Source organism: Shimia sp. R9_2 (assembly GCF_017743735.1).
Taxonomy (GTDB): domain Bacteria; phylum Pseudomonadota; class Alphaproteobacteria; order Rhodobacterales; family Rhodobacteraceae; genus Shimia.
Map to the genome: position 1 here is coordinate 431,120 of NZ_JAGHRO010000001.1, position 13,175 is coordinate 444,294.

The 13,175-nt window shown below is 59.6% G+C and carries 9 protein-coding genes; 7 read left to right on the plus strand and 2 right to left on the minus strand.

The genetic code is table 11. From position 1 onward, the window contains the following. Nucleotides 1-177 precede the first annotated feature (177 nt). A complete protein-coding gene (gene gltB, locus J7400_RS02015; RefSeq protein WP_209058433.1) occupies nt 178-4,716 on the plus strand; it encodes a glutamate synthase large subunit in 4,539 nt (1,512 codons plus the stop codon). A 223-nt stretch (nt 4,717-4,939) separates the two neighbouring features. On the opposite strand, the gene J7400_RS02020 is transcribed toward gltB, so the two are convergent. Further along, a complete protein-coding gene (locus tag J7400_RS02020) occupies nt 4,940-5,893 on the minus strand; it encodes an SDR family oxidoreductase (protein WP_209058435.1) in 954 nt (317 codons plus the stop codon). A gap of 161 nt (nt 5,894-6,054) precedes the next feature. On the opposite strand from J7400_RS02020, the gene J7400_RS02025 reads away from it, so the two are divergent. After that, complete coding sequence (locus J7400_RS02025) at nt 6,055-6,945, plus strand: AraC family transcriptional regulator (protein WP_209058437.1); 891 nt, start codon at nt 6,055-6,057, stop codon at nt 6,943-6,945. Between the two features lie 190 nt (nt 6,946-7,135). Here the strand turns inward: J7400_RS02025 and J7400_RS02030 are convergent, their stop codons facing one another. Next, nucleotides 7,136-8,911 (minus strand): HAMP domain-containing methyl-accepting chemotaxis protein, encoded by a 1,776-nt coding sequence (locus J7400_RS02030; protein WP_209058439.1) that lies wholly within the window; start codon nt 8,909-8,911, stop codon nt 7,136-7,138. A 287-nt stretch (nt 8,912-9,198) separates the two neighbouring features. On the opposite strand from J7400_RS02030, the gene J7400_RS02035 reads away from it, so the two are divergent. The 5 genes from J7400_RS02035 (at nt 9,199) to J7400_RS02055 (ending at nt 13,135) form a co-directional block, all read left to right on the plus strand. Further along, the gene (locus J7400_RS02035) at nt 9,199-9,570 is read left to right on the plus strand and encodes a DUF4189 domain-containing protein (RefSeq protein ID WP_209058440.1); all 372 of its coding nucleotides are present in this window, start codon (nt 9,199-9,201) and stop codon (nt 9,568-9,570) included. Between the two features lie 86 nt (nt 9,571-9,656). Continuing rightward, on the plus strand, nt 9,657-10,382 hold the full coding sequence (mtgA, locus tag J7400_RS02040; RefSeq protein ID WP_209058443.1) for a monofunctional biosynthetic peptidoglycan transglycosylase: 726 nt from the start codon (nt 9,657-9,659) through the stop codon (nt 10,380-10,382). 70 nt (nt 10,383-10,452) lie between these two features. Continuing rightward, nucleotides 10,453-11,118: a glutathione S-transferase family protein gene (locus J7400_RS02045; RefSeq protein ID WP_209058445.1), complete on the plus strand. Its 666-nt coding sequence runs from the start codon at nt 10,453-10,455 to the stop codon at nt 11,116-11,118. An 85-nt stretch (nt 11,119-11,203) separates the two neighbouring features. Next, nucleotides 11,204-12,247 carry a tRNA epoxyqueuosine(34) reductase QueG gene (gene queG, locus J7400_RS02050; protein ID WP_209058447.1) on the plus strand — a complete coding sequence of 348 codons (1,044 nt, stop codon included), beginning with the start codon at nt 11,204-11,206 and terminating at the stop codon, nt 12,245-12,247. A gap of 180 nt (nt 12,248-12,427) precedes the next feature. Beyond that, nucleotides 12,428-13,135 (plus strand): ABC transporter substrate-binding protein, encoded by a 708-nt coding sequence (locus J7400_RS02055; RefSeq protein WP_209058448.1) that lies wholly within the window; start codon nt 12,428-12,430, stop codon nt 13,133-13,135. Nucleotides 13,136-13,175 lie beyond the last annotated feature (40 nt).

Sequence of the window (13,175 nt, forward strand, 5' to 3'; positions counted from 1 at the left end):
TGTCTGTATCGCGTCGGTATTGCGACTGTATCGCGACGGTGCCGAAAACAGCAGGCAATAGTAAATAAGACATAAGCGCTGACCAAACTGGCTTGAGGAGCCGACAGCGCAGTTCGCCGGAAAAGGCCACGTGCCACCCCACCTCGGGACACCCGGTGCAAATGATGGAGATAGCGAATGACCAAATTTGATCAGAACTGGGTCAGAGCCGAAGAAGCCAAACGCAAGTGGATGGCGGAGAACGGCCTCTATTCCGAAGAAGAAGAGCACTCCTCCTGTGGTGTGGGTCTTGTGGTTTCCATTGACGGCAAACCAAGCCGTCAGGTTGTGGAAGCGGGCATCACCGCATTGAAAGCGATCTGGCACCGTGGTGCGGTGGACGCGGACGGCAAGACCGGCGATGGCGCGGGCATTCACGTGCAGATCCCTGTGCCATTCTTCTATGACCAGATTGAACGCACCGGTCATGAGCCCAACAAAGATGAGCTGATCGCGGTTGGTCAGGTCTTCCTGCCACGGACGGATTTCGGCGCACAGGAGCACTGCCGGACCATCGTGGAAACCGAAGTTCTGAAAATGGGCTATCGCATCTATGGCTGGCGCCATGTGCCGGTGGATGTGAGCTGTCTTGGTGAAAAAGCCAACGCGACCCGTCCGGAGATTGAGCAGATCCTGATCTCCAACTCCAAGGGTGTGGACGAAGACACCTTTGAGCGTGAGCTCTATGTGATCCGTCGCCGCATCGAGAAGGCGGCGCTGGCGGCCAATATCGGTGAGCTTTACATTGCATCGCTGTCCTGCCGCTCGATCATCTACAAAGGCATGATGCTAGCGGAGCAGGTTGCGGTGTTCTACCCCGACCTGATGGATGAGCGCTTTGAAAGTGCCTTTGCGCTCTATCACCAGCGCTATTCCACCAATACCTTCCCGCAATGGTGGCTTGCACAGCCGTTCCGCATGCTGGCGCACAATGGTGAGATCAACACGCTGAAAGGCAACCTGAACTGGATGAAGAGCCATGAGATCCGCATGGCGTCTGACAGCTTTGGCGACTATGCCGAAGACATCAAACCGATTGTGCCGGGTGGGGCGTCTGACTCCGCCGCGCTGGACGGCGTGTTTGAAGTTCTGGTGCGTGCGGGCCGTTCCGCGCCAATGGCAAAAACCATGCTGGTGCCGGAAAGCTGGTCCAAGCAGGCGGTTGAGCTGCCGCAGGCGTGGCGCGACATGTATTCCTACTGCAACTCTGTGATGGAGCCATGGGATGGCCCTGCCGCGCTGGCGATGACAGACGGCCGCTGGGTCTGTGCGGGTCTGGACCGTAACGGCCTGCGCCCGATGCGCTATGTTGTGACCGGTGATGGCCTGCTGATTTCCGGCTCTGAGGCCGGCATGGTGCCGATTGATGAATCCAATGTGGTGGAAAAAGGCGCGCTTGGTCCGGGCCAGCTTCTGGCTGTGGATATGAAAGAGGGCAAGCTCTACCACGACACGGAGATCAAGGACAAACTGGCCAATGCCAAGCCTTATGGCGAATGGGTTGGCAAGATCCGTGATCTGGCAGGTGAGCTGGATGCGGTGACGGAAACCGCGACTTTCACCGGCGAAGAGCTGCGTGCGCGTCAGATCGCGGCGGGCTTCTCTATGGAAGAGATCGAGCAGATCCTTGCGCCGATGGCTGAGGATGGCAAAGAGGCGCTGGCCTCGATGGGCGATGACACTCCGTCTGCGGTTCTGTCCAACATGTACCGTCCGCTGAGCCATTTCTTCCGTCAGAACTTCTCTCAGGTGACCAACCCTCCGATCGACAGCCTGCGCGAATATCGCGTGATGTCGCTGAAGACCCGGTTTGGCAATCTGAAGAACGTGCTGGATGAGGACGGCAGCCAGACCGAAATCGCTGTTCTGGACAGCCCGTTTGTGGCCAACGCACAGTTCGCGCGGTTGCTTGAGGCGTTTGATGACACGGTGGTGCGTATCGACTGTACCTTTGCGGCGGGCGCGGATTCCCGTGCGCTGCAGGTGGGTCTTGAGCGCATTCGCGCCGAGGCCGAAGACGCCGTGCGTTCCGGCGCGGGCCACATTGTGCTGTCTGATGAGGCGCAGGGTGCTGACAAGGTCGCGATGCCGATGATTTTGGCCACCAGCGCGGTGCACAGCCATCTGACCCGCAAAGGTCTGCGGACCTTCTGCTCGCTGAACGTGCGTTCGGCGGAATGTATCGACCCGCATTATTTTGCGGTGCTGATCGGCGCAGGTGCGACGGTGGTGAACGCTTACTTGGCAGAAGACACGCTGGCGGATCGCATTGAGCGCGGTCTGGCGGATGGCACGCTGACCGAGAACGTCGCGCGCTATCGTGAGGCGATTGACCAAGGGCTTCTGAAGATCATGGCGAAGATGGGGATCTCTGTGATTTCCTCCTATCGCGGTGGTCTGAATTTTGAGGCGGTGGGTTTGTCCCGTGCCATGTGTGCGGAATACTTCCCCGGCATGACCAGCCGGATTTCCGGCATCGGTGTGAGCGGCATTCAGAAGAAGATCGAAGAGGTGCACGCCAAGGGCTTCCTGTCGGGCACGGATGTGCTGCCGATTGGCGGCTTCTACAAGGCGCGGAAATCTGGTGAGACCCATGCCTGGGGCGCGCAGACAATGCATATGATGCAGGCGGCGTGTAACCGTGCGTCTTACCAGCTGTGGAAACAGTATTCCGCGAAGATGCAGGCGAACCCGCCGATCCATCTGCGCGATCTGCTGGACATCAAGGCGATCGGCAAGCCTGTGCCGCTTGAGGAAGTGGAAAGCATCACCGCGATCCGTAAGCGCTTTGTGACGCCGGGCATGTCGCTGGGGGCGCTGAGCCCTGAGGCGCATAAGACGCTGAACGTGGCGATGAACCGGATTGGCGCGAAGTCTGACTCCGGTGAGGGCGGCGAAGATCCGGCGCATTTTGTGCCAGAGCCAAATGGCGACAACCCCTCTGCGAAGATCAAACAGGTGGCGTCGGGCCGGTTTGGTGTGACCGCGGAGTATCTGAACCAGTGTGAAGAGCTGGAGATCAAAGTGGCGCAGGGTGCAAAGCCCGGTGAAGGCGGCCAGCTGCCGGGGATGAAGGTCACCGACCTGATCGCTCGTCTGCGCCACTCCACCAAAGGCGTGACGCTAATCTCCCCGCCGCCGCACCACGATATCTACTCCATCGAGGATCTGGCGCAGCTGATCTATGACCTCAAGCAGATCAATCCGCGCTGTAAGGTGACGGTGAAGCTGGTGGCCTCTTCTGGTGTGGGCACGATTGCGGCCGGTGTGGCGAAGGCGAAGGCCGATATCATCCTGATCTCGGGTCACAATGGCGGGACCGGTGCAAGCCCGGCGACCTCGATCAAACATGCAGGTCTGCCGTGGGAGATGGGTCTCACCGAGGCGCATCAGGTGCTGGCGATGAACAACCTGCGCGAGCGGGTCACGCTGCGGACTGATGGTGGTCTGCGCACGGGGCGTGACATCGTGATGGCGGCGATGATGGGCGCTGAAGAATATGGCATCGGCACCGCGGCGCTGATCGCGATGGGCTGCATCATGGTGCGTCAGTGTCAATCCAACACCTGCCCGGTCGGGGTTTGTACACAGGACGAAAGCCTGCGTGCGAAATACACCGGTTCTGCAGACAAAGTGGTGAATCTGATCACCTTCTATGCGCAGGAAGTGCGGGAAATCCTCGCCTCCATCGGGGCGCGCAGCCTCGATGAGGTGATTGGCCGTGCCGACCTTCTGGCGCAGGTGAGCCGTGGCTCTGCCCATCTGGATGATCTGGATCTCAACCCGCTCCTGATCACCGTCGATGGCGCGCATGACATCGTCTACAACCGCGACAAAGACCGCAACTACGTGCCTGACACGCTGGATGCGGAGATCGTGCGGGATGCGGCGCGCTTCCTTCAGGAAGGCGAGAAGATGCAGCTCTCCTATGCGGTGCAGAACACGCACCGGACGGTGGGCACACGCACCTCAAGCCACATCGTGCGCAACTTCGGCATGCGCAACACGCTGCAGGAAGACCATCTGACCGTGAAGCTCACCGGCTCTGCGGGGCAGTCTCTGGGCGCCTTTGCGGCACCGGGCCTGAAGATCGAAGTGTCCGGAGATGCCAATGACTATGTGGGCAAGGGCCTGTCGGGCGGCACCGTGGTGGTGCGCCCGCCCATGGCGAGCCCGCTGACAGCAGCCGAGAACACCATCATCGGCAACACCGTGCTTTATGGCGCCACCGACGGGCACCTGTTTGCCGCGGGCCGCGCAGGCGAGCGCTTTGCGGTGCGAAACTCCGGTGCAAAAGTGGTGGTCGAGGGCTGTGGCGCCTGTGGCTGTGAATACATGACCGGCGGCGTGGCCGTGATCCTTGGCGAGATTGGCGCAAACTTCGGCGCAGGCATGACCGGCGGCATGGCCTATCTCTATGATCCGGAAGGCAAAGCCGAGGACGTCATGAACATGGAAACGCTGGTGACCTGTCCGGTGACGGTGCAGCACTGGGAAGATCAGCTGAAAGGCCTGATCGAGCGCCATGTGGCCGAAACCGGCAGCGCCAAGGCGCGTGACATCCTGCAACACTGGGATGTGGAAAAAGCCAACTTCCTGCAGGTCTGCCCGAAAGAAATGCTGGTACACATCCCGCACCCTCTGACGGTTGAGGAAACAGCGGTTCCGGCGGAATAAGGCCGGGATAGAGACGAAAAAAGACCCCCGCTGGCGCTGGCTGGCGGGGGTTTTTGTTTTTTAGTGGCGGTGCGACTTGCTGGAGGCTGTTTGCGAGACCAAAGCGGTTATTAGCACTTGGAGCGGCTGGAGGCGGAAAAGAGCCCAACCTGCCCGAAGTCGCAGAGCGCACCTAAGCTCGCTTTCCCGTCCTATACGCTGGCAGTCGATCTCAATAACTCCATCAGAGTTCCCATTTGAACCCAACGGCTTGTTCGGACACGCGCCAGAGCCGCTTCATGATAGCTTTGTCATAGGCATGCGCGTTCAATGTGCCCTTGCCTACCGGGCCGACCATTTCCATACGACCCGTCGGACCATAGAGGGCGCGTTGCTCGGTCAGGGCCTCTTCGGTTGCGCACATGACTTCGGGGTATGAGCCTTGTTCTGCGGTCTGGACCATCGGTGTCTTGGTCATTAGCCACCAGATGAAACGCATTGCTCGGCTGCCGCTTGTTGTGATCAGTGATGTCGCCGATGAGCCGGGATGGCAGACGAAGACTTCTACATCTTTGCTCCCCGCAGCGGCCAGGCGATCTTGCAACTCATACGCAAACATCATCTGAGCCAGCTTGCTCTGCGAATAGGCGTTATTTGCGCCGTAACCCTCATTCCAATTCATGTCGTCGAACTTGATGGTCTTGAGCCCAAGGTTATAACCGAGGCTGGCGACGATCACGATGCGACCTTTGCTTTCGGCGATGCGGTCAAAGAGAAGACCATTGAGCAGAAAATGCCCGTAGTGGTTGGTGCCAAGCTGACTTTCGAACCCGTCGACAGTCAGCTTGCGCGTAGGCACCTGCGCGATGGCCGCGTTGTTTATCAGCGCGTCGATGCGTGGCAGGGTCTTCAAAACCTCTTCGGTCGCCTCGCGCACGCTTTCCAGAACGGACAGGTCCATGCGGATGAAGCTCACGTCAGCTTCCTCGCCGAATTCCTGTTTTAGGTTCGCGATTGCCGCCCCGGATTTTGCAGCTGAGCGGTTCAACATCACCACTTTGGCGTTCTTCTTCAGAAGACTGCGGGCGGCTTGAAAGCCTGCGCCTGCGTTGGCGCCGGTGATGATGTAGGTCTTGCCTGACTGGTCGGCGAGCTGCTCGGGTGTCCAGCCTTTGGGTCCGAATGTCGTGTCTGCCATTGTCTGTCTCCTGCCAGCTCAAACTGGTGGTTTGAGGTATTGTTGCATGAAGGGACAGATAGAACCTGAATGGGCGCGCAAACAGGCGATATCCTCTTGATTACTTGCCTAATCGTCTCAACTCCATTGCAAAGTTGAAAGTCCTCTGCCAGCTAGAGTGCATGAGCAAAGAACAAATCAAAGACGCAATCGAACGACGCCTGCCAGAGGCAGGTCTCGTAGATACCGTTTTGAAAGGCGTCCAGCTTTTCCGGGTGATAGAGGCGATGCCCTGCGTGCCTGCCGTCTATGAGCCCACGGTGGTGGCTATACTCAGCGGCACCAAGGAAGCTGTTCTGGACGGTGAGCACCATATCTATGGCAGCGACAAATATCTGCTGTGCCCCATGACTTTACCGGTGGAGGCGGGCACCCCACTGGCTTCCAAGGACAACCCTCTGATCGGCGTGGTGATTACGCTGGAGCCACGAATGATGCGGGAGCTCACGATGGAGATCCAGACCGCCGCTGGTGGCAGCAGGCTTTCGCGGGTTGGAGCGTCGTCGGCTTTGGCATTGTCCTCTTGGGATATTGGGTTCACGCAGGCTTTGTTACGGCTTCTCGAGCTGCTGGAAAATCCGGTTGATCTGGAGGTGCTCGGGCAGGGGCGCATGCGTGAGTTGTGTTACGCTGTGCTCATGGGTGAAGCTGGAGCTGCCGCAAGACGGGCCTTCGGCGCCGACAATGAAATCGCGCGCACCATCGACTACCTTTCAACACACCTGAACGAACAGGTCACAATCGACGAAATGGCCGATCACGTTGGCATGAGCCGCGCAGTATTCCATCGACGGTTCAAAGAAGCCACGACAATGTCCCCGATACAGTTCGTAAAGTCGATGCGATTGAACAACGCCGCCATGAAAATCGCTGGAGGGAAGACTGTGTCGGAGGCGGCATGGGACGTAGGCTACCAAAGCGCCTCTCAGTTCAGCCGCGAGTTCAAAAGAATGTACGGCCATTCTCCCCGGCAGTGGAGCAATGCGGTGCAGTTGCCAGAACGATTGACCTAAAGCACGTCCGATAATTTATCGTTTTGGAGAATGTTGGAATTGAGCGGTGGCACGTTCACTTAGTTCGCAGCACCGAATGACGGATTTGTCACGCGACGCCGTCGGCCACGTGGCAACTGTTCAAGTCCGCTAACTGCATCTTTCTGCAATTGACCATGTTCGAGACCAGCCGATCGGCTAACGGCTTTTCTTACGCCGACATTCGTTCTGGCGCGTCCTCCTCCACCGGACGGGTCTTGAATGTCCTCACCAGCTCGGTGAGCTGCACGGCATTGGTGTTCAGCAGATTGCTGGCCGCTGTGGTTTCCTCGACCATGGCGGCGTTTTCCTGGGTGACGTTGTTGAGCTGATTGACCGAGGCGTTGATGTCGCCCAGCGAGGCGGCCTGTTCCTTGGCGGATTGGTGAATGTCGGCGACCATTTCCGCGATGCCTGAGACATGATCCACAATCGCGCCCAGTGACGCGCCGGTGCGGCCGACAAGCTCGACGCCTTTTTCCACATGGTGGCTGCTGGTTTCGACCTGTTCCTTGATCTCAGACGCCGAAGTGGCGGCGCGCAGAGCCAGCGCGCGGACCTCAGACGCCACAACCGCAAACCCATTCCCGGCATCACCTGCGCGGGCGGCTTCGACCCCGGCGTTGAGCGCCAGCAGGTTGGTCTGAAAGGCGATGTCTTCGATGGTGCCGATGAACTGGCTGATCTCGGCAAAGGAGCGCTCGATTTCGGCCATGGCCTGCACGGTTTCGCGCACGATGTGGCTGCTGTCTTCGGCGTCGGCGCGGGCGCCCATGGCGGCGTCTTTCACGGTGTCGACGTTGCGGGAGGTGGCTTTCACACTGTCGGTGACCTGATCGATGCCGGTGGTGGTCTGTTCCAGCGTGGCGGCCTGACGTTCGGTGCGGTGGGCGAGCTCCTGCGTGGCGGTGTTGATCTCGGTGATCTCGGTCTGGATGTTTTCCGCCGCTTCGCCGACCTGCACCACCACATCGTTGAGGCCGATGAGGGCGTCGTTGATTTTGTAGCGCAGCTTTTTGTGGGCTTCGGGCAGGAAGATATTCACGTCGTTGCGGAAGTCGCCCTGGGCGAGATCGGTGAGCGCCTTGCTGAGCACATCCACCACCAGAGCGTTGCCGCGCTGGGATTCGGCCTCGCGTTCCTGCGCCTCGACACCGTCCTGCAGCCGGACGCGGAGCCGCTCCACGGTGCGGGCGATGTCGCCGATTTCGTCGCGGCGGCCGGTGTGCGGGGTTTGCTCGGTGAGCTGGTCTGCGCCGAGTTTGCCGATGGCGGTGTTGAGGTCGATGATGCTGCAGACGATGGAGCGGCGCAGGACGTAACCGCCGCCCATGCTCAGCGCGATGGCGCCGATCATGATGAGGGCGGCGACCAAGAAGGCACGTTGTTTTGTGGCGGCAGCATCGGCGACAAAGGCGGCGGTGGAGGCGTCAGAGGCGGTGCGGATGGCGCTCAAGGCTTCGCGGATGTTGTCGAGCTGGGCCGGGCCGTGGGTGCGGAAGGCCTCATAGGCAAATTCATGGCCGCCGTTGGCCGCCATCTGGAACACGCCAAGCCAGAGAGGGCGCCAGTTTTCCACGGCGGCGCGCAGGTTGGCGATTTCTTCAGCGTTTGCGGGGGCGAGCTGTTCGATCTCTGTCAGGAGCGTGTTGATGAGTGCCTCGCTGGCCTGGGCATCCTCAAAAACGGCCTCATGGGTTTCTGCGGAGGTGTCGACAAGCGCTGTAAGCATGTCTCGGTTGATGGTCACGAGGTGAGTTTCGACTTCGCGCAGGGAGGCGGCGATCTGGTATTCTTTCTCAAACAGCGCTTCGGTGAAGCGGGTCAGCTGAGAGATTTCATAGGTCAGGGTTGCGCCGACAATGACGGTGGAGCACAGGCAAATGGTCATGACAGCGGTGAGCTTGGCGCTGAGCTTTGAAACAAACTTCGGGGCAGATAACTTCATGAATGCGCATTCCAAACTTAGGACGTTTCGACAAATCTCTCATTGAGACAGCAGAGTACTTTCTGCCTCACGCTAGCTTAGGCCTACGGATTTCGTCCTAATTTCGGGTAAATGGGACTTTGGTGTTCAACCTAAAGGACGTCACGTGACAAAGCCTGCACGCCTTACTCAGGCATGTGTGTTGAGAGAATACGCCTTACCAAATCTTTACCGCATGAGGCCTAAGGTGGCCCAGTAAGTCCCGCGTGCACAGAATGTCGCGCCACCGTTGAAGATGGAGGTGACGCATGATGAAGCCATGGGGTGTTCTGTCGCTGATGATCGCAAGTTTGACCTGCACAGTCCCAGTTGAGGCGCAGCAATGTGGCTTTGCGCGCTGTTGGGGGGCTGTGGGAGTCGGGCCGGAGGGCGCGCGCGGCTATGCCTATAGCCAGTATTCCGAGGACATGGCGCGAGAGCGGGTGCAGGCGATCTGTGGTGACAACTGCGACACGGTGAAGACCTTTTTCAACGGCTGTGGAGCGATGGCGCAGGGTGACCGAGACCAATGGGGCTTTGGCGAGAGCCATTCGCGCATGGCCGCCGAGGATGTGGCGCTGGCCTTCTGTCAGAACTACGGCGCGGGCTGTGAGGTGCGGGCCTGGGCCTGCTCGCCATAGGCGGCGCTTGGCAAAGCCTTGCGTGACTGACTTGTCAGGGCGGGGCCGAAGCTCTACTCCCTATGCGTAAAACACGTGGCAGGGTCATGGCCAAGAGCAAGAAAAAGAGCAGCAAAAAGTCAGGCGCAGGGCTGATGCAGCGGCAGTGGAAACGGCTGCGCTATTGGGTGCGGCGTTTGGCGATCTGGGGCACCGCTTTTGTGGTGCTGTCCGTGCTGCTTTATGCTGTGGTGAACCCGCCTTTTACATGGACCATGGTTGGCGAGAAGCGGCGGCTGGGCAGCATTGATCGGCAATGGGTTCCGATTGAAGAGGTTGCGCCGGTGATGCGCCGGTCTGTGGTGGCGGCTGAGGATGCGAATTTCTGCCTGCACTGGGGCTTTGATATGCGCGCGATCCGCAGCGCAATCGAAGAGGGCGCAGGACGCGGGGCCAGCACGCTGAGCCAGCAGACCGTCAAAAACGTCTATTTCTGGCAAGGGCGCAATTGGCTGCGCAAATCGCTGGAAACCTTGATGACGCCGCTGGTTGAGATGGCCTGGAGCAAGCGCCGTATCCTTGAAATCTATCTCAATGTGGCGGAGTTTGACGAAGGTGTCTTTGGCGTGGAAGCGGCCGCGCGGCATTACTTTGGTGTTGGCCCTGAAGATCTGACTGCGGTGCAGGCGGCGCGGCTGGCGGCGGTGTTGCCCAATCCGAAGGGGCGCTCTGCCAGCAAGCCCACGGCGGGGCTGCGCAAGCGGGCCGCTGCGATCCTGGATGGGGCGGCAACCATACGCGCAGACGGGCGGGATGCGTGTTTTGCGGATTGAAAAATGCGCCTTCGCAGGGCATTGAGGATCAAAGCCCAAAATCAGATTCAATTGCACTGTGACCTTGCTGATGAACCGTTTGTTCCACGTTCCCCTGTCTCCGTTCTGTCGAAAAGTGCGCCTCTGCATGGGGGAAAAGCGGCTTGAGGTGGAGCTGGTCGAGGAGCGCTACTGGGAGCAGGATCCGGATTTTCTGCGCCGCAACCCGGCGGCCAAGGTGCCGGTTCTGAAGATGGACGGCAAGATGATGGCCGAGAGCGGGGCGATCTGTGAGTATCTGGAAGAGAAATATCCGGAGACCGCGCTGATGCCCAAGGATGCGGACGGGCGTTATGAAGTGCGGCGTCTGGTGGCCTGGTTTGATGACAAGTTTCATCACGAGGTGACCTCCAAGCTGCTTTATGAGCGGGTCAACCGCAAGCTGATGGGCACAGGTTATCCTGACAGCACCAATGTGAAAGCCGGAGCCAAGGCGATCAAATATCACCTGGATTACATGCATTGGCTGCTGGATCACCGCCGCTGGCTGGCCGGGGATATGATGACGCTGGCGGATTTTGCCGCCGCTGCGCATCTGAGCGCGCTGGACTATATTTCCGACGTGGACTGGAACCGCTCTGCCGTGGTGAAAGACTGGTATGCGACCATCAAGTCGCGCCCGGCGTTTCGGCCGATTCTGGCGGATCAGGTGCCCGGTTTCCCGCCCCCGGCGCATTATGCGGATCTGGATTTCTAAGACCCGGGAGAAGGGGGCTGTCTGCCCCCTCGGCCTGACGGCCTCACCCCCGAGGATATTTGGCGAATGAGAAAGCCACGCTGACATGTCCCATGAGCTGACAGACCGGATGAAGGCCGAAGCACAGGCGATGGGCTTTGATCTGGCGCGGGTGTGCCGTCCGGATGCTGTGGGGCATGTGGGCGCGGATCTCGCGAAGTTTCTGGACAAGGGCTATCACGGGCAGATGGGCTGGCTGGCTGAGCGCACCCATTGGCGCAGTGACCCCAGCGTGCTCTGGCCTGAGGCGCGTTCGGTGATCATGCTGGGAGAGAGCTATACGCCCAAACATGATCCGACCGCCGTGCATGGGCAGGCTGACCGGGCGGCGATCTCGGTTTATGCGCAGAACAAAGACTATCACGACACGGTCAAAAAGCGGTTGAAGCGCTTGGCGAGGTGGCTGATTGCAGAAGCCGGGCCTGAGACGGAAGTGAAGGTTTTTGTGGACACGGCCCCGGTGCCGGAGAAGCCGCTGGGGCAGGCGGCGGGACTTGGCTGGCAAGGTAAGCACACCAATCTGGTGAGCCGCGATCTGGGCTCGTGGTTTTTTATTGGCTCGGTGTTCACAACCGCCGAATTAGAGACGGATAAGGCTGAAATCGATCATTGTGGCTCCTGCCGGGCCTGTCTGGATGCGTGCCCGACCAATGCCTTTCCCGCGCCGCATCAGATCGATGCGCGGCGTTGTATTTCTTATCTGACCATTGAATCCCATGGGCCGGTGGATGAGGCGCTGCGCCCGCTTTTGGGCAACCGGATTTACGGATGTGACGACTGTTTGGCGGCCTGCCCGTGGAACAAATTTGCCCAGGATGCGCGGGAGATGAAATACCACGCGCGCGACGCATTGGTGGCGCCGAAACTGGCGGAGTTGGTGCAGTTGCAGGATCAGGAGTTTCGGGCGTTTTTCTCAGGCTCGCCCATCAAGCGGATCGGGCGGAACCGTTTTGTGCGCAATGTGCTCTACGCCATTGGCAATTCGGGGGATGGCGCGTTTTGCCCGGTGATCGCTCCGCTGGCGGAGGACGCGGATGAGACCGTTGCGGATGCGGCGCGCTGGGCGCTGGCGCAGCTGCAGGCGGAGTGAGGCGCTGAGCGGGCATTGAAGGGCCGGAACGCTCAGGAGATGTGCGCCTTTGGCCGTCGGTGCCCTTTGGCGTGCGTTGCCTCTAGATCACCTTATGTGAGGCTGTTGCGGGTAACTTTCTCTTAGAAAAATCGTGGTTCGGTGGCGCCAATGATTAGACCCAAGAGGAAAGGAACGCCGATGCGCGCTTCGAAACTGGTATTCTCGTTGGCGGTTGCGGCTTTTGCTGCGCCTGCGGTTCACGCGGAAGCCCTGAAACTGACCACACTGGAGTGGCCGCCTTATGTGATGGCGGATGGCAGCGGGGCGAGCACTGAGGCGGTGGTTGGTGCCTTTGCAGCGGCGGGGGATGAGGCCACCGTGCAGGTGTTTCCCTGGAACCGCGCGGTGAATCTGGCGGCGAAGGATCCTGCCTGGGTCGGTGTGTATCCGGAATATTATGACACGGGCTCTGATGCGGATGCGGGCGGAGACCGGTGCCTCTATTCGGCGTCTTTTGGCACCAGTCCAGTGGGGTTCATCTATCGCACCGACAGCGGGTTTGACTGGGCCAGCCATGAGGACCTGAAGGCCTATAAGATTGGCGTGGTGCAGGGCTATGTGAATGAGGCCACGTTTGATGCGATGGCGGTTGAGGGGGCGCTGACTGTGGATGCGGGGCCGACGGATGCCAGCAACGTCAGCAAAGTGGCGGCGGGCCGGATTGATGCGGCGGTGATTGACCGCAACGTGTTTGAGCATCTGGTGACGACCGAGGCGAATCTGGCGAGCCACGCCGGGGCATTGGCGTTCCATGAGGTGGTGCTGGAGGATCACAGCCTGCATGTGTGCTTTGAAAACAGCGACAATGGCCGCGCGGCGCGGGATCGGTTTAACGGCGCGCTGTAAGGTGAGCTGACCTGAAAATGAGAGCCCCGTACATCTGAAG

What these genes read in the sequence shown, in the direction of transcription:
- gltB (WP_209058433.1), top strand. Translation starts at nt 178, where the DNA reads ATGACCAAATTTGATCAGAACTGGGTCAGAGCCGAAGAAGCCAAACGC.
- J7400_RS02020 (WP_209058435.1), bottom strand. Translation starts at nt 5,893, where the DNA reads ATGGCAGACACGACATTCGGACCCAAAGGCTGGACACCCGAGCAGCTC.
- J7400_RS02025 (WP_209058437.1), top strand. Translation starts at nt 6,055, where the DNA reads ATGAGCAAAGAACAAATCAAAGACGCAATCGAACGACGCCTGCCAGAG.
- J7400_RS02030 (WP_209058439.1), bottom strand. Translation starts at nt 8,911, where the DNA reads ATGAAGTTATCTGCCCCGAAGTTTGTTTCAAAGCTCAGCGCCAAGCTC.
- J7400_RS02035 (WP_209058440.1), top strand. Translation starts at nt 9,199, where the DNA reads ATGATGAAGCCATGGGGTGTTCTGTCGCTGATGATCGCAAGTTTGACC.
- mtgA (WP_209058443.1), top strand. Translation starts at nt 9,657, where the DNA reads ATGGCCAAGAGCAAGAAAAAGAGCAGCAAAAAGTCAGGCGCAGGGCTG.
- J7400_RS02045 (WP_209058445.1), top strand. Translation starts at nt 10,453, where the DNA reads ATGAACCGTTTGTTCCACGTTCCCCTGTCTCCGTTCTGTCGAAAAGTG.
- queG (WP_209058447.1), top strand. Translation starts at nt 11,204, where the DNA reads ATGTCCCATGAGCTGACAGACCGGATGAAGGCCGAAGCACAGGCGATG.
- J7400_RS02055 (WP_209058448.1), top strand. Translation starts at nt 12,428, where the DNA reads ATGCGCGCTTCGAAACTGGTATTCTCGTTGGCGGTTGCGGCTTTTGCT.